The organism is Streptomyces lacaronensis, assembly GCF_047337785.1.
In the GTDB taxonomy this organism is placed as follows: Bacteria; Actinomycetota; Actinomycetes; order Streptomycetales; family Streptomycetaceae; genus Streptomyces; species Streptomyces lycopersici.
In genome coordinates this window covers 11,877,504-11,896,887 of sequence record NZ_JBLHDK010000003.1, presented here as the reverse complement: position 1 = coordinate 11,896,887, position 19,384 = coordinate 11,877,504, and the positions used below count along the sequence as shown (strand labels likewise).

17 protein-coding genes and 5 pseudogenes are annotated in these 19,384 nt (G+C 67.8%); 14 read left to right on the top strand and 8 right to left on the bottom strand.

The features are described from left to right. Nucleotides 1-70 precede the first annotated feature (70 nt). Together ACMTAK_RS51100 and ACMTAK_RS51095 are read right to left on the bottom strand one after the other, a co-directional pair. A complete protein-coding gene (locus tag ACMTAK_RS51100) occupies nucleotides 71-886 on the bottom strand; it encodes an ABC transporter permease (RefSeq protein WP_413812528.1) in 816 nt (271 codons plus the stop codon). Further along, on the bottom strand, nucleotides 883-1,905 hold the full coding sequence (locus ACMTAK_RS51095; RefSeq protein WP_413812527.1) for an ATP-binding cassette domain-containing protein: 1,023 nt from the start codon (nucleotides 1,903-1,905) through the stop codon (nucleotides 883-885). Before ACMTAK_RS51095 ends, ACMTAK_RS51100 begins: the two co-directional genes overlap by 4 nt. Before the next feature lie 519 nt (nucleotides 1,906-2,424). Between ACMTAK_RS51095 and ACMTAK_RS51090 the strand changes: the two genes are divergently transcribed. The 5 genes and pseudogenes from ACMTAK_RS51090 (at nucleotide 2,425) to ACMTAK_RS51070 (ending at nucleotide 5,267) form a co-directional block, all read left to right on the top strand. Continuing rightward, nucleotides 2,425-2,760 (top strand): hypothetical protein, encoded by a 336-nt coding sequence (locus tag ACMTAK_RS51090; protein ID WP_413812526.1) that lies wholly within the window; start codon nucleotides 2,425-2,427, stop codon nucleotides 2,758-2,760. After that, complete coding sequence (locus ACMTAK_RS51085) at nucleotides 2,760-3,167, top strand: hypothetical protein (protein ID WP_413812525.1); 408 nt, start codon at nucleotides 2,760-2,762, stop codon at nucleotides 3,165-3,167. Before ACMTAK_RS51090 ends, ACMTAK_RS51085 begins: the two co-directional genes overlap by 1 nt. A gap of 1 nt (nucleotide 3,168) precedes the next feature. Then, nucleotides 3,169-3,594, top strand: coding sequence for a hypothetical protein (locus ACMTAK_RS51080; RefSeq protein ID WP_413812524.1), 426 nt, complete (start codon nucleotides 3,169-3,171; stop codon nucleotides 3,592-3,594). A gap of 930 nt (nucleotides 3,595-4,524) precedes the next feature. Next, a pseudogene (locus ACMTAK_RS51075) lies at nucleotides 4,525-4,719 on the top strand (CBS domain-containing protein); the annotation flags it as partial. A gap of 152 nt (nucleotides 4,720-4,871) precedes the next feature. Then, on the top strand, nucleotides 4,872-5,267 hold the full coding sequence (locus ACMTAK_RS51070; RefSeq protein ID WP_413812523.1) for a DUF2267 domain-containing protein: 396 nt from the start codon (nucleotides 4,872-4,874) through the stop codon (nucleotides 5,265-5,267). A gap of 149 nt (nucleotides 5,268-5,416) precedes the next feature. Here ACMTAK_RS51070 and ACMTAK_RS51065 read toward each other — a convergent pair. Then, nucleotides 5,417-6,100 (bottom strand): annotated as a pseudogene (locus tag ACMTAK_RS51065) (Hsp70 family protein); the annotation flags it as partial. A 262-nt stretch (nucleotides 6,101-6,362) separates the two neighbouring features. Here ACMTAK_RS51065 and ACMTAK_RS51060 point away from each other — a divergent pair. After that, on the top strand, nucleotides 6,363-8,177 hold the full coding sequence (locus ACMTAK_RS51060) for a serine hydrolase domain-containing protein (RefSeq protein ID WP_413812522.1): 1,815 nt from the start codon (nucleotides 6,363-6,365) through the stop codon (nucleotides 8,175-8,177). Nucleotides 8,178-8,364: 187 nt separating this feature from the next. On the opposite strand, the pseudogene ACMTAK_RS51055 reads toward ACMTAK_RS51060, so the two are convergent. Both ACMTAK_RS51055 and ACMTAK_RS51050 read right to left on the bottom strand, forming a co-directional pair. Further along, a pseudogene (locus tag ACMTAK_RS51055) lies at nucleotides 8,365-8,493 on the bottom strand (ankyrin repeat domain-containing protein); the annotation flags it as partial. A gap of 142 nt (nucleotides 8,494-8,635) precedes the next feature. Next, a complete protein-coding gene (locus ACMTAK_RS51050; protein ID WP_413812521.1) occupies nucleotides 8,636-9,532 on the bottom strand; it encodes a LysR family transcriptional regulator in 897 nt (298 codons plus the stop codon). Nucleotides 9,533-9,725: 193 nt separating this feature from the next. On the opposite strand from ACMTAK_RS51050, the gene ACMTAK_RS51045 reads away from it, so the two are divergent. Both ACMTAK_RS51045 and ACMTAK_RS51040 read left to right on the top strand, forming a co-directional pair. After that, the gene (locus tag ACMTAK_RS51045; RefSeq protein WP_413812520.1) at nucleotides 9,726-10,604 is read left to right on the top strand and encodes a carbon-nitrogen hydrolase family protein; all 879 of its coding nucleotides are present in this window, start codon (nucleotides 9,726-9,728) and stop codon (nucleotides 10,602-10,604) included. Further along, nucleotides 10,601-11,971, top strand: coding sequence for an APC family permease (locus tag ACMTAK_RS51040; RefSeq protein ID WP_413812519.1), 1,371 nt, complete (start codon nucleotides 10,601-10,603; stop codon nucleotides 11,969-11,971). Before ACMTAK_RS51045 ends, ACMTAK_RS51040 begins: the two co-directional genes overlap by 4 nt. A 209-nt stretch (nucleotides 11,972-12,180) precedes the next feature. Here ACMTAK_RS51040 and ACMTAK_RS51035 read toward each other — a convergent pair whose 3' ends face one another. After that, on the bottom strand, nucleotides 12,181-12,981 hold the full coding sequence (locus tag ACMTAK_RS51035) for an SDR family NAD(P)-dependent oxidoreductase (protein ID WP_413812518.1): 801 nt from the start codon (nucleotides 12,979-12,981) through the stop codon (nucleotides 12,181-12,183). 73 nt (nucleotides 12,982-13,054) lie between these two features. Between ACMTAK_RS51035 and ACMTAK_RS51030 the strand changes: the two genes are divergently transcribed. After that, the gene (locus ACMTAK_RS51030) at nucleotides 13,055-13,645 is read left to right on the top strand and encodes a TetR family transcriptional regulator (protein ID WP_413812517.1); all 591 of its coding nucleotides are present in this window, start codon (nucleotides 13,055-13,057) and stop codon (nucleotides 13,643-13,645) included. Nucleotides 13,646-13,882: 237 nt separating this feature from the next. On the opposite strand, the pseudogene ACMTAK_RS51025 reads toward ACMTAK_RS51030, so the two are convergent. Then, nucleotides 13,883-14,891, bottom strand: a pseudogene (locus ACMTAK_RS51025) (IS110 family RNA-guided transposase); the annotation flags it as partial. A 113-nt stretch (nucleotides 14,892-15,004) separates the two neighbouring features. On the opposite strand from ACMTAK_RS51025, the gene ACMTAK_RS51020 reads away from it, so the two are divergent. After that, nucleotides 15,005-15,664, top strand: coding sequence for an SPDY domain-containing protein (locus ACMTAK_RS51020; protein ID WP_413812516.1), 660 nt, complete (start codon nucleotides 15,005-15,007; stop codon nucleotides 15,662-15,664). 38 nt (nucleotides 15,665-15,702) lie between these two features. After that, nucleotides 15,703-16,516, top strand: a pseudogene (locus ACMTAK_RS51015) (IS5 family transposase); the annotation flags it as partial. A gap of 12 nt (nucleotides 16,517-16,528) precedes the next feature. On the opposite strand, the gene ACMTAK_RS51010 reads toward ACMTAK_RS51015, so the two are convergent. Next, a complete protein-coding gene (locus ACMTAK_RS51010) occupies nucleotides 16,529-16,843 on the bottom strand; it encodes an STAS domain-containing protein (RefSeq protein ID WP_413812515.1) in 315 nt (104 codons plus the stop codon). Between the two features lie 153 nt (nucleotides 16,844-16,996). Between ACMTAK_RS51010 and ACMTAK_RS51005 the strand changes: the two genes are divergently transcribed. From ACMTAK_RS51005 to ACMTAK_RS50995, 3 genes are all read left to right on the top strand, one after another. Next, a complete protein-coding gene (locus tag ACMTAK_RS51005; protein ID WP_413812514.1) occupies nucleotides 16,997-17,236 on the top strand; it encodes a hypothetical protein in 240 nt (79 codons plus the stop codon). Nucleotides 17,237-17,865: 629 nt separating this feature from the next. Next, nucleotides 17,866-18,831, top strand: a complete 966-nt coding sequence (locus tag ACMTAK_RS51000; protein WP_413812513.1) for an SMP-30/gluconolactonase/LRE family protein — start codon at nucleotides 17,866-17,868, stop codon at nucleotides 18,829-18,831. A gap of 14 nt (nucleotides 18,832-18,845) precedes the next feature. After that, entirely contained in the window at nucleotides 18,846-19,355 is a 510-nt protein-coding gene (locus tag ACMTAK_RS50995; RefSeq protein WP_413812512.1) for a MaoC family dehydratase, read from the top strand. The last annotated feature ends 29 nt before the right edge of the window (nucleotides 19,356-19,384 follow it).

Sequence of the window (19,384 nt, the reverse complement as noted above, 5' to 3'; positions counted from 1 at the left end):
GTCGACGTCCCCTTCTGCAGTGACCCGGACATGGCTGATCCGGAAGAACGAAATGGTGTGGAACGGCCGGTTACAGGCGGCGGGTGAAGGCGCGGACGGCCAGCGGCACGAAGAGTGCGAGGATCACCGCGGAGGCCAGCAGCGTGGTTCCGAGCGCCGAACCAGAATCCGAAGCCGGGCCGGTGAGCAGGGCCCGCACGGCATCGGTCAGATGCGTCACAGGATTGACCTTCGCCCATGCCTGGAGCCACCCGGGAAGGGTGTCGGTGGCGACCATCGTGTTGCTGCCGAACGCCATCGGGAACAGCAGGATCATCACGAGCATGTTGACCGACTCGGGCTTGTCCGCGATCAGCCCTATCGTCAAGGCGATCCAGGAGAACGCGAACGACACCAGCAGCACCAACGCCACGGCCAGCACCACCGAGAGCGGATCGGTGTGGACGCGGAACCCGATGCAGAAGCCGAAGGCGAGCAGCGCCAGCGTGGTGGCGGCCTGGCGCGGCAGGTCCCCGAGGATATGCGCGATGAGCGGTGCGGGCCGGGCGATGGGCAGGCTCCGGAACCGATCGAAGATCCCCTTGTCGATATCGCTGTTGATCGCCTGGCCCACGGTGGTGACCATGAACGCCGCGTTCTGCGCGAGCATCCCCGGCAGCAGGAACTGCAGATAGGCCGACTGGCTCCCGGACACCGCCCCGGCGAACAACACCATGAAGAGCAGCATCATGATGAGCGGCTGCAACACGCTGAACACCACGATCTGCGGCGAGGCGCGCAACTTGGTCAGATGGCGTCCGGCGAGGATCAGCGTATGGCTGACCAGGGCCCCGCGGCCCGGGTCGGCGGGGAGCTGGGCCGGGGTGCTGTGCTGGGCGCTGCTCATCGCGGTTTCCTTTCGGCGGTCCCGGCCGTGACCGGTGCCGGATCGGGGTCCTGGGCGGGGTCGCGGTCCTGGGCGGGGTCGGCGGGCCGGGCGGTACGGCCGGTCAGCGCGAAGAACACCTCATCGAGGGTGGCCTGACGCAGCCCCAGCTCGACGAAGCCGATCCCCTCCGCCTCCAGCCGCGCCGCCACCCGCCGCAGCGCCGTCACATCCGCGACGGCGGCGTCGATCAGGCCGGTGTCCGCGTCGACACCCGGCTCCACCCCGGTCGCCTCGGCGACGTACGCGGCGGCCTGCGCGCCCTGTGCCGGATCGGCCACCCGCATCTGCAGGGCGAGGCCGCCGACCCGGGCCTTGAGTTCGGTGGGGGTGCCGGTGGCCACCACACGTCCCTGGTCGAGTACGACCAGATCGTTCGCCAGATGGTCCGCCTCCTCCAGGTACTGGGTGGTGAGCAGGACCGTCACGCCGTCCGCCACCAGCTCGCGCACCAGCGTCCAGACCTCGGTGCGGCTGCGCGGATCCAGCCCGGTCGTCGGTTCGTCCAGGAACAGCACCCGCGGCCGACCGACGAGGCTCGCCGCCACGTCCAGCCTGCGCCGCATGCCACCGGAGTACGTCTTCGTCAGCCGGGCCGCGGCGTCCTCCAGCCGGAACCGCTCGATCAACTCGGTGGCCCGGCCGCGCGCCGCCGCCCGGGACAGGCCCAGCAGCCTGCCGATCAGCTCCAGGTTGTGCTGCCCCGACAGTTCGTCGTCCACCGCCGCGTACTGACCCGTGAGACCGATCGCCGCCCGCACCCGGTGCGGCTGCGCCATGACATCGTGTCCGTCGATCCAGGCCCGCCCGCTGTCCGCGCGGATCAGGGTGGACAGAACGCGCACCGTGGTGGTCTTGCCGGATCCGTTCGGGCCCAGCAGCCCCAGGACGGTGCCGGCCCGAGCCGTGAATCCGACCTGGGACAGCGCCTGGGTCTTCGCATAGGACTTGCTCAGGTCTTCGACACGGATGGTCTCCACGACAGGGCCTCTCGGATATCGGTGTCCGCCGGTCACGCGCGGTGGGCCGCGGCGGCAGAATCAGCAATTCCACGGTTGGGGATCACGCGGCCGACTGGGCCCCTATCTTGGGCAGCGGGACCACGCGCGGACACCCCGCATTGAAGAATCAATTGCGTAACGCATGATTCCGTAGCGGCGTAATGAGGAATTCCGCCGACTGCACAAGGTTCTACATGGTGGACCTGACCAGGGGTTTCGCCATCCGCAGGGGCCGCACCCGGAAGCGGGTGAACGCGAAACGGGCTCGCCTTCCGATTGCGGCGGGAATTGCGGATTCCGAAATTCCAGAGCATGCGAAATTCCCGATTCCGACGTGTGTATCGGCCAGCAATCAGGGATCGTGTAGCCTCGGGCTCCGGACAGCGCCAGTGTATTTACCCGGGATTTCCTCGGGTGGTTTCAGTGCACCGCGGGCGACTGCAGAAAGATCCACCAGCACGGTCTGCCGCATTCTCGACCCGAGGGGGAGCGCCATCGATGACCACAGCGCGTGAAGGATTCCTGCTGATCGAGAGCCAGGCGGCGGCCCTGCCGGACGGGCCGGGATTCCGGCGTGACGCGGTGACCCAGGCACGGCTCGGCCACCCGGTGGTGCTGTTCCTCATCCAGGACGCCGTGACCCTGGCCGTCCCGGGCCGCTCACCGGAACTGGAGGTCTTCATCGGGGCCGGCGGCCGCGTCTGGGTGGACGACTTCTCGCTCGCCCAGCGCGGCCTCGAGAACACCGGCCTCCTGCCCGCGGCCCACCGCACCGATATGGGCGCGGTGGCCGAGGCGGTGCTCGACCCGGCGGTGAAAGTGGTGTGGCACTGATGGGTCGTCCTGTTCCGCACACCGACATCATGGTGATCCTCATGGGCGCACCGCATGAGTCCGACCAGACCACCAGCGTGCTGCGGCTGCTCCAGGCGATGCTGGAGCGCGGTGGCCGGGTGCAGGTGTGGACCTGCGGCTACGCCACCCATCTCACCCGACAGGCGCTCGGCGCGGCCAAACAGCGCAATGTCGCCTCCTGGACCACCTCCTATCCATCGACCGCCACGCTCGTCCAGGACCTGCTCGCGGCCTTCCCCGACCAGCTCTACTGGTACGGCTGCCAGTTCTGCAGCGAGGACCGGGGCGTCCACGATCATGTGCCCGAGGTCATCGTGCGCCGACCCTCCGCGTTCGCCGCCAACAGCGCCGCGACCGGCAAGACGCTGATGGTCGGGGTGATCTGAGATGCACAAGCCCACCGACCTGCCCTCGGCCGCAGCCGAGCGGCCCCAGGTGCTGGCCATCGTGGAACGCGCCTACCGCGGCGCCGTGGAGAAGCAGTTCGCGGACGCCCTGTACCTGGCGCTCGAACTGCACCGCAGGCTCGGCGGGATCGACATCCTGCTGCGCGGCCAGGCCGTGACATACGCGGCGCGTGACGCCCGCGTGCCCCCGCTGCGGCTCGGCAACCGCGTGGTCGAAACGCTCACCGATCCGCGCGGTGACGTGCGGCGGCTGCAGGACGCCGGGGTGCGGGTGTACGCCGAGGAGCCCGGCCTGGCCGCATACGGACTGGACGGCGAGGGGCGCCTCCTGGACCAGGTACGACCGATGCCCGCGGACGAGGCCGCGGCGCGGTGGTCCACCTACCGGATGGTGTGCTTCCTGTAGCGGCGCGGTCGCGCGTGTACCGCCGGCAGACGAAGAATCTCCTGGTGTCGTACCCGCCGAAGCAGCCCGGCTTCTTCTGAGCACCGCAGAAGGGCGCCTGACCAGGGCAGATGCCCGTCAGGCGCCCTGTCGGCGCACGGTTTAGGCCGCGAGTCGAAACACGGCCTCAGTCACGATTCCTCCCACGGGTATCCCGGCTCTGACCAGCTGTTCCGGGGCATTTCCGGGCCAAGACCCTGCTAAGGCACTCTCCGAGCTGTCCGTCGCCTCCTCCCACCGCCGCATGGATTCCTCGATCAGGCTGTTCGCATGATTCCGGGCTTCGGCCAGGAACTTGGCGTAATGGCGGAACAGGACCTGGATGCCCTGCCCGGCGCGCGCACTCCGCGGGGTCGACTCCGGAAGCCAGCCAGAACGAGATGCCTGCATGGCGCAGGTCATAGGGACGCTTCGCGAGTTCCAGCGCGTGCTCATCAAGGGTGAGAGCAGCCTCACGTGCTCGCCTCCTCGTAAGGCCGTACGCCGAAACGTCGATCCCCGCTGACCAGCAAAGATCGATGGGGCGCCGATAGCCAGGCAGAATCGTGGACCGTGTCGTCACGTCTGCTAGAGCTGATCGGGACTCGGCTGTGAATGGCTCGTGCTGCTCGCCCCTCCCCCGGCGTCGACAGATGTCGAGCTGCTGTTCTGCGCCACGAGGTCGTCCCCCAGTCGCGGTTCCCACGGGGCCTCCCGCGCGATCCTCGCCGCACTGACCCTGCCTGCCAGGGTCGCGGGGCCGAGCCACGGAGCGCACCTTGGCACCCACCTCCGGGAACAGAAACCCTCCCGCACAATGAGGTACAAGCGGTTCGCCGGGTACTCGGAGCCGCGAAGGCCGCTGTACAGGCCAAGGGGGATCCGCACCTTCAGGCACTGAGGAGCGTTTCCATGTCGCAGCGCATACGAGAGATCATGACCAGACCTCCTGTCGCGGTCCAGCCGCAGACCCCGGTGGCCGATGTCGCCCGCCGCATGCGGGAGGAGAACATCGGCGACGTCCTGGTCACCGAAGGCGATCGGCTCCGCGGCCTGGTCACCGACCGGGACCTGGTGGTACGAGCGTTTGCCGAGGGCGGGAACCCCGGCCTTGCCCACCGCGCAGATCGCCCGCCCGCCTCCTGGCGCGGCCCCCGAAGCCGCGCCAACGAGGCGGCAAACCGCCAGAAGACAACGCCCCCGCTGTCCCAGCGGTCCCGCCAGCGATAGCGCGGGCCCCGGCATCAGGAGGAACGATCGTGCGCACACAGTGGGACGCCTTCCTGGCAGCGGTCGAGGAACGAGGCGAATACCCATCACGACAGGAGGCCGAGCGATCATCGCGCGTCGTTCTCGCTCTGCTGGGGGCTCACCTGGTGGGCGATGTACGAGCAGAACTCGCCGCCCGGCTCCCGGAGACTCTCGCGCTGATACTGCTCAACCCACTCGAGGCGCATGAACCTCTCTCCCCCGAGCGGTTCATCCGCGCGACAGCGGCATGGATCGAAGGAGCCACCGAGAAGACCGCAACGTGGGATGTCAGCGCCGTCCTCAGCGTCGTGGCCGACCTCGCCGGCGAAGACCTGACGAACCAGATTCTGCTCCAGCTACCCCGGGGCTACGACCTGCTGTTCGGCCGGCCACAACCCATCTGACCGAGACAGGATGTTGGACAAGTCTTCGCTCCCGGAGGAGACGGCCTCGTAGACGGCCGGGTCGAGGCCCCCGGCGACACGCTGGCCACCGCGTTCACGCCCACCGCGAGGCGATCACGTTTCACGCGCTTGCGGTCGTCGTACTCGTCTCAGCCGTTGCGCGCGGTGGGCGTCGCCCGACGACCGCGCTCGGCAGGCGCCCCGGACTCCATGGCCGGCGGACCGTCGTCATTGCGAGACCGGTCCCCGGCCGGGGCACCCGGGCCCGCCTTGTCGGCGGACCCGGCGCCCTTCGCCGCGTCGTCGGGGAGCCGGGGATGACCGGCTCGATCCGCCGCCTGCGCATACAGGGCGCTGCCGATCTTCTGCGCGGCCGTTGCCGCCTTTTCGGTCGCGGCACGGATCGCGGCGGTGTCCTCGCCCTTGAGCTTCTCCTTCACCTCCGACAGCGCGGTCTCGGTCTCGGCCCGCGATCTCGCGCTCCCCCTGGAACACCTGGATCTGCACCGACGGCTGGTTGTTCTCCGCCGGTGAAGACCCTCCGGCCGCCGGGTGGGAATGGTGGTGTTCCGCTCGATCAGCTTGGTCATGATGCCGCCCTTGGTCTCAATACCGAGGGACAGCGGAGTGACATCCAGCAGCAGAACGTCCTTGACCTCACCCATCAGCACACCTGCCTGCAGCGCGGCGCCGACGGCCACCACCTCGTCCGGGTTGACGCCCTTGTGCGGATCCTTGCCGGTCAGTTCACGGACCAGCCCGGTCACCGCGGACATCCGGGTCGAGCCGCCCACCAGAATCACGTGGTTGATGTCGGAGGGCTTGATACCCGCTGGCGGTTCTCACCACAAGATCGTCTGCTGAACCAGAGGCTTCACGTTGGTCACCGATGTTGCCACGCTCGACGTGCCGCGCCACGCCGCCGAGTTCCTCGCCCGGCTGCTGCTGCCCACCAGCGGCGGTTGCGCGCCCCATGACCTCTGCCCCCGCCGATGCCTTCGAGGCATGCCGTCGAACCCCAATGGGTCTTCGACGGCAGCACCGCGCGTCCCCAGAATGCGGGCACTACCCCTTCGCGTTCCCGAGGAGTTCACCGTGTCCGTCTTGTACGCCCGGCGCTGTTGTGTCGTATTGGCTTTCCTCGTACTGGCTCTGGTCCTCGTGCCGTTCTCGCCGCTGGCGGCGATACCCGCGTACGCCGCGACCGCCGTACCCGGCGATCCGCTCACCGGCAGCGGCGCCGTGACCAGGTCGGTGCTGACCACCGCCGATCTGACCAGCGGTGCGGCCACCGGCACCGTCACCGACGACGCCTTCGCGCTGCCCGCGGCGGCCGCCGCCCCGACGCACACTTTCGAGGGCACCCTGACGCTCAACGGCGTGGCCACCGAAGGCGGTTTCCGCACCATCAAGGACACCTACAACTACGCGGCCACCGCCGCGCTCAAGCACCTGCCGCCGGTGAGTATCGACCTCGTGCAGAACGGCAGCCACGTCATCCCTGCCGTCCGCGGCCTGCAGATCACCGGGAGCGCGTACTGGAACCTGATCATCGGGGGCGGCCGTGCCTGGAACGAGAAGGGCGACGGCGGCCGCACTCGCGTCTCGCTGCCCTTCGCGCTGGTCGAGCGCAACGCCAACTGCGTGCACAACGGCCTGCTGACCTTCCTCTTCGACGGCAGCACGATCTCCCAGGTCCGCTACCAGATCGTGCACGAGACGTGCGAGTACTTCCAGTTCGACATGTGGGGCCAGGTCGGCGCGACCTACTCCCGGCACACCGTGACCGGTGATACCGACCTGAAGAACGCGTACGCCGCCGAGGTCGCCCACCGCATCCCGACCAAGCCGATCAGCGCGCTGAGCACCGACTACCCGAACACCGACATCGACACCAGTGCGTTCGGCAGCGGCGTCACCGCCTCGGCGCTGAGTACGTACGGCGTGTCCTACGGCGGGGTGAACTACGTCGGCGCGTGCCAGACCCGGCAGGGTGCGTATCCGTACTGCAACCAGATGGTGCTGCCGTCATACTCGCTGGCCAAGACGATGTTCGCCGGCATCGTGCTGATGCGGCTGACGCAGGTCTACGGCTCGTCCGTGCCGTCGCAGCTGATCCGCGACTGGGTCAGCGAGGCGGACACCTCCGCCTGGAGCGGCGTCACGTTCCAGGACACCGCGAACATGGCCACCGGCAACTACTCCTCCAGCGCTTTCGAGTCCGACGAGTCCGGCAGCGGCATGACGGCGTTCTTCGACGCCGAGGCGTACGGGCGGAAGATGACCGCCGCGCTGGCCTTCCCGCACTCCGCCGCGCCCGGCACGAAGTGGGTCTACCACTCCTCCGACACCTTCGTGCTGGCTCGGGCGATGCAGAACTACCTGGTGTCCAAGGCCGGCGCCGGCAGCGACATCTACCGCTGGATCCGCGACCAGGTGCTGGTCCCGCTGCACCTGAGCCCGGACGTGCTGACCACCGAGCGCACCGACAACAGCGCCACCGGGCAGCCGTTCGGCGGGTACGGCCTGTTCTATACGCAGGACGACATCGCCAAGGTCAGCCGGTTCCTGAACGCCGACGGCGGGAAGATCGGCGGCGTGCAGAAGCTCGACCCGACGATGCTCGCCGACGCGATGCAGCAGAACCCGGCGAACCGCGGCATCACCACGACCGCCGACACGACCGGCAAGACCTACAAGTACCAGAGCGGCCTGTGGGCCCGGCAGTTCACCTCGGCGGACAACCCGGTGTTCACCAGCCCGGTGTACGTGCCGTTCATGTCCGGCTTCGGCGGCATCACCGCGGCGATGCTGCCCAACGGCGCCACGTACTACTACTTCAGCGACAACAACGAGTTCGACTGGTCGGCGGCGGCCGCGCAAGCGTACAAGCTGCCCGCCACCGGCTGAGGCGGCGGGGGCGGCCGGCCGTGCATGGCCGGCCGCTCGACAACGGCGGCTTCGAGACCGGGACGGCGTCGCCGTGGACGGCGGACGACAAGGTCGCGTCCAACAACGCGCGGGAAGTACCGCACAGCGGCACCTGGTTCGCCTGGATCGACGGCTTCGGCACCACGCACACCGACAAGCTCGCGCAGACGTCGATTGCGTGCGTCAGCAGCGTCATGTCGCTGAAGATCTCATCGGGATCGAAGCCGGCCGCCGGCAACCGAGCCTGGGCCTCTGCATCCTCCTGCTCGACTGCCTGATGCGCGGGTGTCCAGTGCCCATGGTCAGAAGGACCCCAAGGCCGGGAACATCATCCGCGGTTGACGTCCCCCGCTGGCGACTCGTGGGAGGGGCCCCGGCAGATGCCGGGCCCCACGCCTCGCGTCGTGGTGAGGGCCGTGGTCCGTAGTCGTCGCTGTTCACAGGCGGGCGGCGACCTGTGGCCCGTACCGCTCGACACAAAAACGTGACAACCCGGCCGCGAATGCCTCGATGCTGTGCAGCGCATAGTGGCCGGCGTCCCACGCCGCGTGCAGGTGGATCTGCAGCGGTTCGCCCGTGCTGTCGAGGATCAGCAGCGGGTGCAGGTCGAAGCGGGGATCGTCGGAGACCACCGCGACACCATGGCCCGAAGCCGCCATGGCCTGTGCGACGTGCGGGGTGTCGCATTCGAGCACGATGTCGTACGAGGCGTCCGCGTCCTGCACGGCATGGTCCAGGATGCGGCGGGTGCCGTGCGCCGGGGTGAGGACGATGAGGGGCTCCGCGGCAAGTTCGCTGATGGTGACGCGGTCCCGGTCCGCCCAGGCATGGTCGGCACGGACGTAGGCCCACAGCGGCAGGCGGGCCACCGGGAGCCCGGCGAAACGGCGCCTCGGAGGTGCCGAGGAGATGGCTACGTCGGCGCCCCTGGCAAGGGCCTGGTACGCACGTGCCGGACTCTCCGCCTGCACGGTGACGAGCGGATCCTCCGGCCCCCAGGTGGCGAGGAACGGCGCGATCACGTCGGTGATGGTGGTGGGCGGCGCCGCCACGGTGATCCGCATGGCACGACCGGCAGCCAGCGCACCGACTGCGGCCTCGGCGGCGTCCGCGCGGGCGACCAGGTCGCGGGCCAGGGGAAGGAAGCGCCGGCCGGCCGCCGTCAGGACCATCTGCTTGCCGCCGCGGTCGAAGAGCGTCATCCCCAAGCCGCCTTCCAGGCCGCGCAGTTGGCGCGACAGCGAGGGCTGGGCGACGCGGACCACCTCGGCCGCCTTGGTGACCGAACCGGTCTCCACGATGGTCAGGAAGTACCGCAGCACTCGGAGTTCCATGGCGGTGGCTCCTCGGGAGACGGAGGAGGCATGACACCTTCATGCCTCAAAGGCATGGTAATCACCCCTCCCAAGTATTTGAAGCTATGGATGACTAGCCGCATTCTTGTCCCACCGGAATTTTTGGTTATCGGCGCCCGAATCTCCGTCGACTTCTCCTCGAATAGCCCCTTCGATTGGCTGGTGTTCCCGCATGGCCCGCCCCCTGCCCCTGATCCTCGCCCAGGCGCCCGGCCGCCCGGCCGACGACCTCGCAGGCTTTGCCGCCGACGTGGAGCGGCGCGTGAAACTGCGCGCACCCGGCGCCCTCGTCGTCTACCCCGAACTGCACCTCGGCGAGAGCGCCCCCGGCATCCCGGCCACCCCGGAGAAGGCCGCCGAGCCGCTCGACGGAAAACGCGATGCCGCCTTCGCCGAGCTCGCGGGGGATCTGGGCATCTGGCTGGTACCCGGCAGCGTCTACGAGCGAGGCACCGGCGACCGCGTCCACAACACGACACCGGTCTATTCACCACGGGGGGAGCGCCTCGCCGCGTACCGCAAGATCTTCCCGTGGCGCCCGTACGAGACGACCACACCCGGTGACCGGTTCGAGGTCGTCGACCTCGCCGGAGTCGGCCGCATCGGACTGTCCATCTGCTACGACACCTGGTTCCCGGAGATCTCCCGCCATCTGGCCTGGATGGGCGCTGAGCTGATAGTCAACGTGGTCCGCACGTCGACGAGCGACCGCGCGCAGGAGGTCGTCCTCAGCCGCGCCAACGCCATCGCCAATCAGGTCTTCGTCGCCAGCGTCAACTCCGCCGCCCCCTCCGGGATCGGCCGCAGCCTCGTCATCGATCCACAGGGCACGGTGCGCGCCGAAACCGTCGATGCCGGCGACTCCACCCTCACCGACGTGATCGACCTCGACGAGGTCAGCAACGTCCGCCGCTACGGCACCGCCGGTCTCAACCGGATCTGGGACCAGTTCCGCCCCGGCGACCCAGCCCTCGAGCTCCCGCTGTACGGGGGCCGCATCGACCCCGCCACCTGGAACCCCGCCCACACCACCGAGGAGCCACCACGATGAACAGCGAGACCACAGGCAACACCAGGAGACTGAAGGGCGACCTGAGCCTCCTCTCCGTCGTCCTGTTCGGCCTGGCCTACATCTCCCCCGGCATCGTCGTCACGATCTTCGGCGTGGTCGCCACCACCAGCGGCGGCGTGGCCCCGACCGCGTTCGCCGTCGCCACCCTCGCGATGCTGCTCACCGGGCTGAGTTACGCGAGGATGGCGCGCGCCGTGCCCGGCTCGGGGTCGGTCTACACCTACGCCCGCAAGATGCTCGACAGCCGCATCGGTTTCCTGTCCGGCTGGGCGATGCTGCTCGACTACTTCTTCATCCCGATGGTCGGCTGGCTGATCACGGCGATCTACTTCAACGCCCAGTTCCCTGAGATACCCAAGTGGGTCTGGCTGATCGTCTCGGTGGGCATCACCACCGCCATCAACGTCTTCGGCATGAAGCTCGCGGACCGCGTCAACAAGGTCCTGATGTTCATCGCTCTGGGGTCGCTGGTCCTCTTCGCCACCCTGTGTGTCGTCTTCCTCGGCAAGCACGGCTCCTCGGCCCCCGCCACGGACGCCCTGTGGAACTCCGGCACTTCGATCGGCGCGGTCACTGCGGCCGCCGCCATCGCCGCTTACTCCTTCCTCGGCTTCGACGCCGTCTCCACGCTGGGCGAGGAGGCCAGGGGCGGGGCGAGGACGATCGGCCGCGGCATCATCGGCTGCGTCATCGCCGCCGGAGCGATCTTCATCGTGCTGTCCTTCGTGATGCAACTGGTCCACCCCGGCGCGCAGTTCGCCGACGTCGACGCGGCCGCCTACCACCTGAAGGTCCAGGTCGGCGGCACAACGTACGCCGAGATCATCAACTTCGTCACCATCGCCGGATCCATCGCCTCCTGTATCGCCCTGCAAGCCTCCGCCGCCCGCCTCATGTACGTCATGGGACGCGACGGCGCACTGCCCAAGGCCGTCTTCGGCAACCTGTCGGGGAAGACCGGCACGCCCGTCCTGAACCTGCTGCTGACCGCGGCCGCCGGTGTCATCGCCATGAATCTCGACCTGACCACAGCCACCTCATTCATCAACTTCGGCGCCTTCCTCGGCTTCACCCTGGTGAACGTCTGCGTGATCGCCCACCTGGTCCGAGAGCGCAGACACGGCCACACCCCCAACCTCTTCTCGTACCTGGTGATGCCGGCCATCGGCGCCGCCGTCTCCCTCTACCTCCTCACGAAGCTCGGTCACGTCGCACTCCAGATCGGCGGCGTCTGGCTGGCGATCGGCGTCGTCTACCTGGCCGTCCTGACCAAGGGCTTCCGCCGGCCCGCCCCGGAGATGACCTTCGACGACGACACCGCGGCCACGGACAAAGTCACCGCGTAGCTCCCCTCCCGGTGTGAGGAGACGAGGGTGTCCGCGACGATGTTCCGCAGGTCTGCTGCGGGGAGGCGATCGGTCATGCCGTTCTCTTCTCTCGGAGGAACTCCGTGTCATCCAGGTCCGCGCCCGCCGCCGGCGCCCCAGATCAAGTGCCGAGCGCCACGGCTGTACTGGCGGTCCCCATGCCCGTGGCGGTCTGGCGATGAGTGGAGCTACGCGTGCACGGCGCGTCGTGCCATCCAGCCCATCGCGCGGACGACCAGGCGCCGTGGCAGGACCTTGCTGGCGAGGGCGAGGCCGCGGCCGTTGGTAATGACTGATGGCGGTGCAGAACGGCGGTCGAGGGTGTCGAGGGCTGTCTTCACGACGTGGTCGACGGTGGCCCGTTTCGATCCGTAGTCGGCCGACTGGCTGCCGGCAGCGTCGTAGAACTCGGTCTCCACCGCACCAGGGCACACGGCGAGAACGCGCAGGCCAGTGCCGCGGGTCTCCTCCCACAGCGATTCGGTGAAGCTGAGCACGAATGCCTTGGTGGCGCCGTAGACGCTCAGGTACGGGGTCGGCTGGAAACCCAGGATGCTCGCGACGTTGATCAGGACGCCGTTGCTGGCGGAGGTCAGCGGGTCGATATAGGCGCGGCTGAGGTCGACGAGGGCAGCGACATTCAGCGCGATCATGCTTTGCAGGCGCTCTGGATCCTCGTCCCGGAAGGCGTCGTGAGTGCCGAAGCCCGCGTTGTTGACCAGTCCGGTGGCGTAGATGCCGCGGGATTCGAGCTCGGCGCGCAGCGTGCGGCCGGCGTCGGGCAGGCCGAGGTCACGGGCAATGACGGTCACCGTGACGTCGTGGGTGCGGATGAGGTCGTCGGCCAGGCTCTGAAGTCGGTCCGCCCGGCGGGCGACGAGCACGAGGTTCGCGCCGCGGGCGGCCAGCTGGCGTGCGAACTCCGCGCCGAGGCCGGAGCTGGCCCCGGTGACGATGACGGTCTGATGGCGATAGTCGATCCCTGTCATGCCATACACTCTAAGCACTTTTTTGCACTGAGTGCAAAGAACTACATAGAAGGAATGCTTGTACCATGGGTGCATGGCCCGGAAACAGACATCCATTCGTGAGCAGACCCGCTCCGTGGTCCGATCCCTGCTCGCCCGGACCGCTGTCGAGCTGTTCGCCGCCCAGGGGTACGACAACACGACACTGGAGGAGGTCGCCGCCGCAGCGGGCGTCTCCCGGCGGACCCTGTTCAACTACTTCCCCAGCAAGGAAGACCTCGCGCTCGGCGGCCTGTCCGAACAAGGCGAGCTGATCGCGGAGCGCTTCGCGCAGCGCCCCGCCGACGAAGACTGCTGGGCGTCGCTGCGCGCGGCATTCCAGGTGATCGAAGAGATCGAAACCACCCCCGAGCACCGCCTCGAACTGGTCACCCTCCTGTTTGACAATGAGTCGCTGCGCGCCGGCCACGCCGAAAAGCAGGCTCGCTGGCAAGACCTGCTCACACCACTGATCGAACCGCGATTGCCCGATTCCGACCACCGCGCCCTCCAAGCGCGCGCCATCGCAGCCACGGCGATCACCTGCCTCCAGGCAGCGAACCAGGAGTGGGCGCGCCTCGGCGGGCGGGTCGACCTGTTCGACCTCTACGACACAGCCGTGCACGCCATCCGACGGTCCGTCTGAAGCCCGGCCAAGCCCGCCCGCACACCGCAGACGGCACTGCCCCGTGCGACCGCCGAGAACCCAAAGCACCTCATGAACACAGAATGACGGCGGGGGGACGAAACTGGGGGGTGTGGCAGGGCGGCTCTTCGGGAAGGCCGACGCAGGGGGTGTTTCGGCCCCAACGGCTTGCGCCCCGAGTTGAAGGCGTGCGGCGGCCTGCTGGGCCAATCCGCACGGACTGGCCCCATCCACCGGTCAAGCTGCCTGCGCGACCGGCGGAACGAAGGTGAACGCCCGATTGTCGCGCAGGAGTGCCCACAGGACACTGGCGCGTCGACGGGCGAGCGCGATCACGGCTTGAACGTGCTTGAGTCCTTCACCGCGTTTCTTGAGGTAGAAGTCCCTGTTCGGGCCTTCGCGGATGATGCTGGTCTGTGCGGACAGGTAGAACACCCTGCGCAGGCGGCGGCTGTAGCGCTTGGGACGGTGCAGGTTGCCACTGCGACGGCCCGAGTCCCGCGGCACCGGCACCAGCCCGGCTGCGGAGGCCAGATGGCCGGCGTCCGCGTAGGCCGACAGGTCACCGGCGGCTACGACGAACTCCGCACCGAGTATCGGGCCCATACCGGGCAATGATTCGATGATCCCCGCCTGCGGGTGGGCTCGGAACGTTTCCCGGATCTGCCGGTCGACGCTCCTGAGCCGGTCATCCAGGGCCAGGATCTGGGCGGCCAGATCGGCGACGATCTGCGCTGCCACATCCTCGCCGGGCAGCGAGGTGTACTGAGCCTGAGCATTGTCCAAGGCAGTGGCGGCAACCGTGCCGGCGCCGCGGACGCCGCGCTTGGCAAGCCAGGCCGTCAGCCCGGCCCGGCCGCGGCTGCGGATAGCGACGGGAGTCTGGTAACCGGTCAGCAGGACAAGGGCACCCTTGCGAGCTGAGTAGTCGAAAGCCCGCTCCAGCGCGGGAAAGACGCCGCTGAGCACGTCACGCAGCCGATTGATCATCCGCATTCGATCAGCAACCAGATCCGACCGGTGTGCGGTCAGCAGCGAGAGATCAGCGGCCAGCTGGGCAGGCACCTCGATGGTTGCGAAATCCTGGCGATGGCGGGCGGTTTGGCGGTGACGTAGGCGTCGCGGGCGTCGGTCTCAGCCTCGCCACGGTAAGCGCCCGCCATGCGGTTGACCGTACGGCCCGGCACATAGACCGCCTGCTACCGTGGGCAGCGAGCAGGGCCAACAGCAGTAGGCCAACTACCCCATGCCCTGGTGCACCCGCCAGGAAGTCCATGAGGTCTCAGGCGAGGCCCAAAAGCTGTACGACGACATCCGCCGCAGGCGGCTCCTCATCCACGCCCACGCCGAAGACAGCCGATGATCGAGCCCGTCCATGCCACCGACCCAGGCGACCACGACGCCATCCTCAACGAATTCCTTGCCGCACACGACGGCTGGGAGAAATGGCGGACCTGGTCCGACGACACCACCCACGCCATCCACGAGTCCCAGACCCTACGCATCGAACGCGTCCACGAAGCCCACCCCCACGAGACCGCCTGGACCGCCGCCGCCCCCGCCCCGGTACTCCGAGCCCTGCTGCAATACCTCGCTGACGGTGCCGGGGGCGGCCATGCGATGAGTCATCCCGCGGACGAGAAGGCCGTCGTCGGCGTCACGACACCCTTCGCCGAAGCCGGATGGACACACAACATGGACGGACGCTGGATCCGGTGGACCAACCCCGCCGGTGAGGCGGGCATACAGCTCGACGCCTTCGCCGCCCAGCAGGCGAACAGCAGCCTCCCCACCTGGACCATCTGGGCCGGTCCCGACATCGACCACCCCACCTGGACCCTCACAGCCTCCCCGCACACATCCAGTCGACTGCTGGCCAGCATCGCCGAGAGCATCGCCCACGGAACCGCCACACACTGGCCCACCACTCGGACGCCCGGACGAGTTGCATATCTCGGCACCACGCCACCCACCAGCCCGACGGTGTCGACAGAGCACATGGTCAGACGCGCCCTCTAAGACCGTGTCCTATGTGGTGAGGCGGACGTTGACTCGGTATGGGGCAGGGAACGTGGAGTTGGATCGTGCCGGACGGCTTGTGGGAGATCGCCAGGCCGCTGATCCCGGAGCAACGAACACGGCAGCAGGGCGGCGGAACGGCCAACACACCTGATGAGACGTTGTTCGCGGCCATCATCTACGTGCTGGTCAGTGGGTGTGCCTGGCGAGCGTTGCCGCCGTGCTTCGGCGTCTCGAAGTCGACCGCGCACCGGCGGTTTCTGATCTGGTCCAGAGCCGGTGTGTGGGGCCGCCTGCACGAAGCGGTCCTGCACCGGCTGGATGACACCGGCCTTATCGACGTCACCCGCGTCGTCCTCGACACCGCTCACGTCAGGGCGAAAAAAGGGGCGAACACACAGGTCCGAGCCCCGTGGACCGAGGCAAGCCGGGTTCCAAGATGCACGTCCTGTCGGACGCGAACGGACTGCCCCTCCTCGTCGGCGTCTCGGCCGGCAATACCCACGACAGCGAAGGACTGAAGCCCATGGTGGTGGGTCACCAAACGAGACACGCCCCCGACCGCGGCCGCTACTTCAAGCCCCAGCGCCTGCATGCGGACAAAGCCTATGCCGGCCCGACCTGCGGAAATGGTTACGCGGCAAGCGCATCGGAGTCCGGATCGCCCGCAAAGGCATCGAGTCCAGCGAACGGCTGGGCCGTCGCAGGTGGGTGATCGAGCGGACGATGTCATGGCTGTCCGGCTACCGCAGGCTCAGTCCCCGCTACGAGCGAAATCCCCGCAACTACCTGGCCTTCCTCGGTCTCGCCGCAGCCATCTGCTGCTACAAGCGACTCCTCCGCCTCACCACGCAGGACACGGTCTTATTCGAGGATGAACGAACTACGGGTGCCGGACAGCCGCAGGATGCGGGCGAGGAAGTGCGGGACAGCACGTAGCCGCAGCTCGACGTCACCGGCTTGAGCTGTGCGGGCAGCGGCCAGCAGCGCGCTCAGCCCCGTGCAGTCGCAGAACCTCAGCCCACCGAGGTCGATGACCACGACACAGTTCTCGCCGACGGCCCTCTGGAGTGGCTGGCGCACCTCGGCGGCGGTGACAAGGTCAAGCTCCCCCGACACCGCGACCCGGCAGCTGTCGGGTCCGGTGGCCTTCCGGTTCACCCTGATCGTCTCGTGCACTGGTGAGCTCCCTTGACGCGCGGTAGCCCCCAGGGCTTGTGTCCAGGAAAACTCCAAGTCGGCGGTTTTGTCTACCTTCACCCGTGCAGCACAGACGAGTGCCTGATCAGCAGGATGATCGTTGCCTGGCAGAAGGTCAGGAGGGGGCACTGGGTGTATAGGTCTTCGGGTTGTCCGGAGCTGGAGGACCAGCAGCACCTCGGGCAGGAGACCGTTCCCGGACACGCGATTCTGCGGGAGCGTCCCGGCGGCCTGGGCGTCGTGGACGGCTATGTGCGTGAAGACCTCGATGAGGTGATGATGGTGGCCCGCTTCCGGTGGGTGGCCAGCGGTGATCCGGCGTCGGTGACGACTGCGGTGATGCTGGCTGCGGGGGCGTCTCCGTCGTCGTGAGGACGCCGATCGGGCGGCCTTTGCGAGCGTATCCGGCCGACGTCGGCTGTTCGGCCCTGAGGGCGCGCTTGCGAGTGAGGCGGCGGTTGGCACATCAGATTCCACAGAAGCATCAAGATGCTGAAACGGCAAACGTTCTGCCGCGCCGGTTTCCAGCTCCTTCGAAAGCTCGTTTCCCTCGTATAACGCAGGGCTACCACGCCCTCATCACGAAAGGGTCCGTCAGCAAGCTGACGGACCTCATGAATTATCGAGGCTAATGATCAGAAATATAGCCACACCCGCAGCGCTCCGCGACCGGGATCGGAAGGTCGCGAACATGCCCGCCGTCTGCCTCGTCAGGACCGCGATCGCCGGATTCGGCTACGGCGCCTCTCGACCGGCTTCCGGTGGCGCACCGTTCCCCATCGTTCTAATCTCTCAGCAGGGAGCCTTCCGTCCATCAGGTGCGGTTCTTCGGGAAGCGGACGCCACCCCCGCACACAACGTTGGCGGGTCGCTATGCGATTCACTGGGTGGGTCGTGCATGAGCCATTTGTCTTGAGGCACTTGATCAAGAACCCGATCGGCGTTCCCCGGCCCGAGACCACAGAATGAAAAGTTACGTGATGGGTATGGCGAAGAAAGTCATGGGCATCAGAGCCGGCCTCACCGCCCTGGCCGCGGTGGCAGCGCTCACCGCGACCTCGATAAGTCCGGCCACCGCGACAACCGCCGCCGGCACAAGACCCCACGTGCGCTTCATGGCCCATTTCAATGTCGCCGCAGGGCAGCGACCGGAGAACATCACACTGGATCCCAACGGCGGCGCGGATATCACCTTCGCCTACAATCGTCAGGTCGCCCACGTCTCGGCGGGCGGGCAGGTACGCATTCTGGCGACCATGCCCAACCCCCCGGCCAGTGCCGTCACGCCCGCTCTCAAGGAGCCCTTCCTCGGCGGAATCACCAGGGCCCAGGATGGGACGCTGTACTTCCTCTACTCCACCGGCACCTCCCAGCTGACCGGCCTCTATCGCCTGCGCCCCGGGGGCACCCCGCATCGCATAGCCCCGTTCCCGGCGAACAGCCTGCTCAACGGCATGGCCTTGAATTCGCATAGCGGCCTGCTGTACATAGCCGATTCGGTACGCGGCACGGTCTGGCGTGTGCCCACCTCCGGCGGGACTCCCGCCCGGTGGGCCACCTCGCCCGCACTGGCACCGTCCGGGTTCCTGGGAGCCAATGGCCTCAAGCTGCACTCCGGTGCCGTATGGGTGGTCAATCTGGACAAGGGCACCGTCCTCCGAATTCCGATCACCCGGCACGGCGCCGCCGGGACCGTACATACCAAGGCCACCGGAATCCACAACATCGACGACTTCGCGTTCACCGGCCACGGCGACAACCTGCTGGCGGCCGTCGACAAGAACAACAAGGTCGTACTCGTCAGGCCCGACAACGGCACCCACACCACTGTGCTGAACGCCGCCGACGGCGTGCAGAACCCGACCTCCGTCGCGGTGCGCGGCGGGGCGATGTACGTCACCAGCGGGGCCTACTTCACCAATAAGGACCCCAACATCCTCACCGCCCGCATCTCCCGGGGCCACTGAGGAAGGATCATGCGATGGGCAAGGAAAACAGAGAAGCGGCCCCGGCCGGTACTCCGGCCGAATTCGACGCCGGCTCGTTCCTGCTGGTTCCGGCCAGAACGTTCGAGGATCTGCGCATCGGGGAGGTGTTCCGTGCGCCCAGCCGCACTCTGACGGACGCGCATGCCGCGGCATTCCAGACAGTCTCGGCGGATAACCACCCGGTGCACTACGACGAGGTATGGGCGCGGGAACACGGCCACTCGGCACCTGTGGTGCACGGCCTCCAGGTATTGGCGTTCACAGCTCCGGGTGCCACCTTGTTCCCGCACTTCATCGGAGAGGTCTTCATCGCTTTCGTGGAGCTGTCGTGTACCTTTCTGGTCGAGGTACATTCCGGAGACACCCTCTATCCAGCTCTTACCATTACGGGCCTGGAGCCCCAGGGGGACAACGGCCTGGTGGTCACCGCAGCCACCATCCATAATCAGCGTGGCGAACTGGTCCTGTCCGGACAGCACAAGTACCTGCTGCGGCGCCAGTAAACCATGCCCCAGCTTTCCGAGCCCGACGG

Excerpts from the sequence above, each read along its gene's own strand:
- ACMTAK_RS51040 (WP_413812519.1), top strand. The coding sequence starts at position 10,601 with ATGAACAGCGAGACCACAGGCAACACCAGGAGACTGAAGGGCGACCTG.
- ACMTAK_RS51100 (WP_413812528.1), bottom strand. The coding sequence starts at position 886 with ATGAGCAGCGCCCAGCACAGCACCCCGGCCCAGCTCCCCGCCGACCCG.
- ACMTAK_RS51045 (WP_413812520.1), top strand. The coding sequence starts at position 9,726 with ATGGCCCGCCCCCTGCCCCTGATCCTCGCCCAGGCGCCCGGCCGCCCG.
- ACMTAK_RS51020 (WP_413812516.1), top strand. The coding sequence starts at position 15,005 with ATGATCGAGCCCGTCCATGCCACCGACCCAGGCGACCACGACGCCATC.
- ACMTAK_RS51035 (WP_413812518.1), bottom strand. The coding sequence starts at position 12,981 with ATGACAGGGATCGACTATCGCCATCAGACCGTCATCGTCACCGGGGCC.
- ACMTAK_RS51090 (WP_413812526.1), top strand. The coding sequence starts at position 2,425 with ATGACCACAGCGCGTGAAGGATTCCTGCTGATCGAGAGCCAGGCGGCG.
- ACMTAK_RS50995 (WP_413812512.1), top strand. The coding sequence starts at position 18,846 with ATGGGCAAGGAAAACAGAGAAGCGGCCCCGGCCGGTACTCCGGCCGAA.
- ACMTAK_RS51080 (WP_413812524.1), top strand. The coding sequence starts at position 3,169 with ATGCACAAGCCCACCGACCTGCCCTCGGCCGCAGCCGAGCGGCCCCAG.
- ACMTAK_RS51050 (WP_413812521.1), bottom strand. The coding sequence starts at position 9,532 with ATGGAACTCCGAGTGCTGCGGTACTTCCTGACCATCGTGGAGACCGGT.
- ACMTAK_RS51085 (WP_413812525.1), top strand. The coding sequence starts at position 2,760 with ATGGGTCGTCCTGTTCCGCACACCGACATCATGGTGATCCTCATGGGC.
- ACMTAK_RS51030 (WP_413812517.1), top strand. The coding sequence starts at position 13,055 with ATGGCCCGGAAACAGACATCCATTCGTGAGCAGACCCGCTCCGTGGTC.
- ACMTAK_RS51000 (WP_413812513.1), top strand. The coding sequence starts at position 17,866 with ATGGGCATCAGAGCCGGCCTCACCGCCCTGGCCGCGGTGGCAGCGCTC.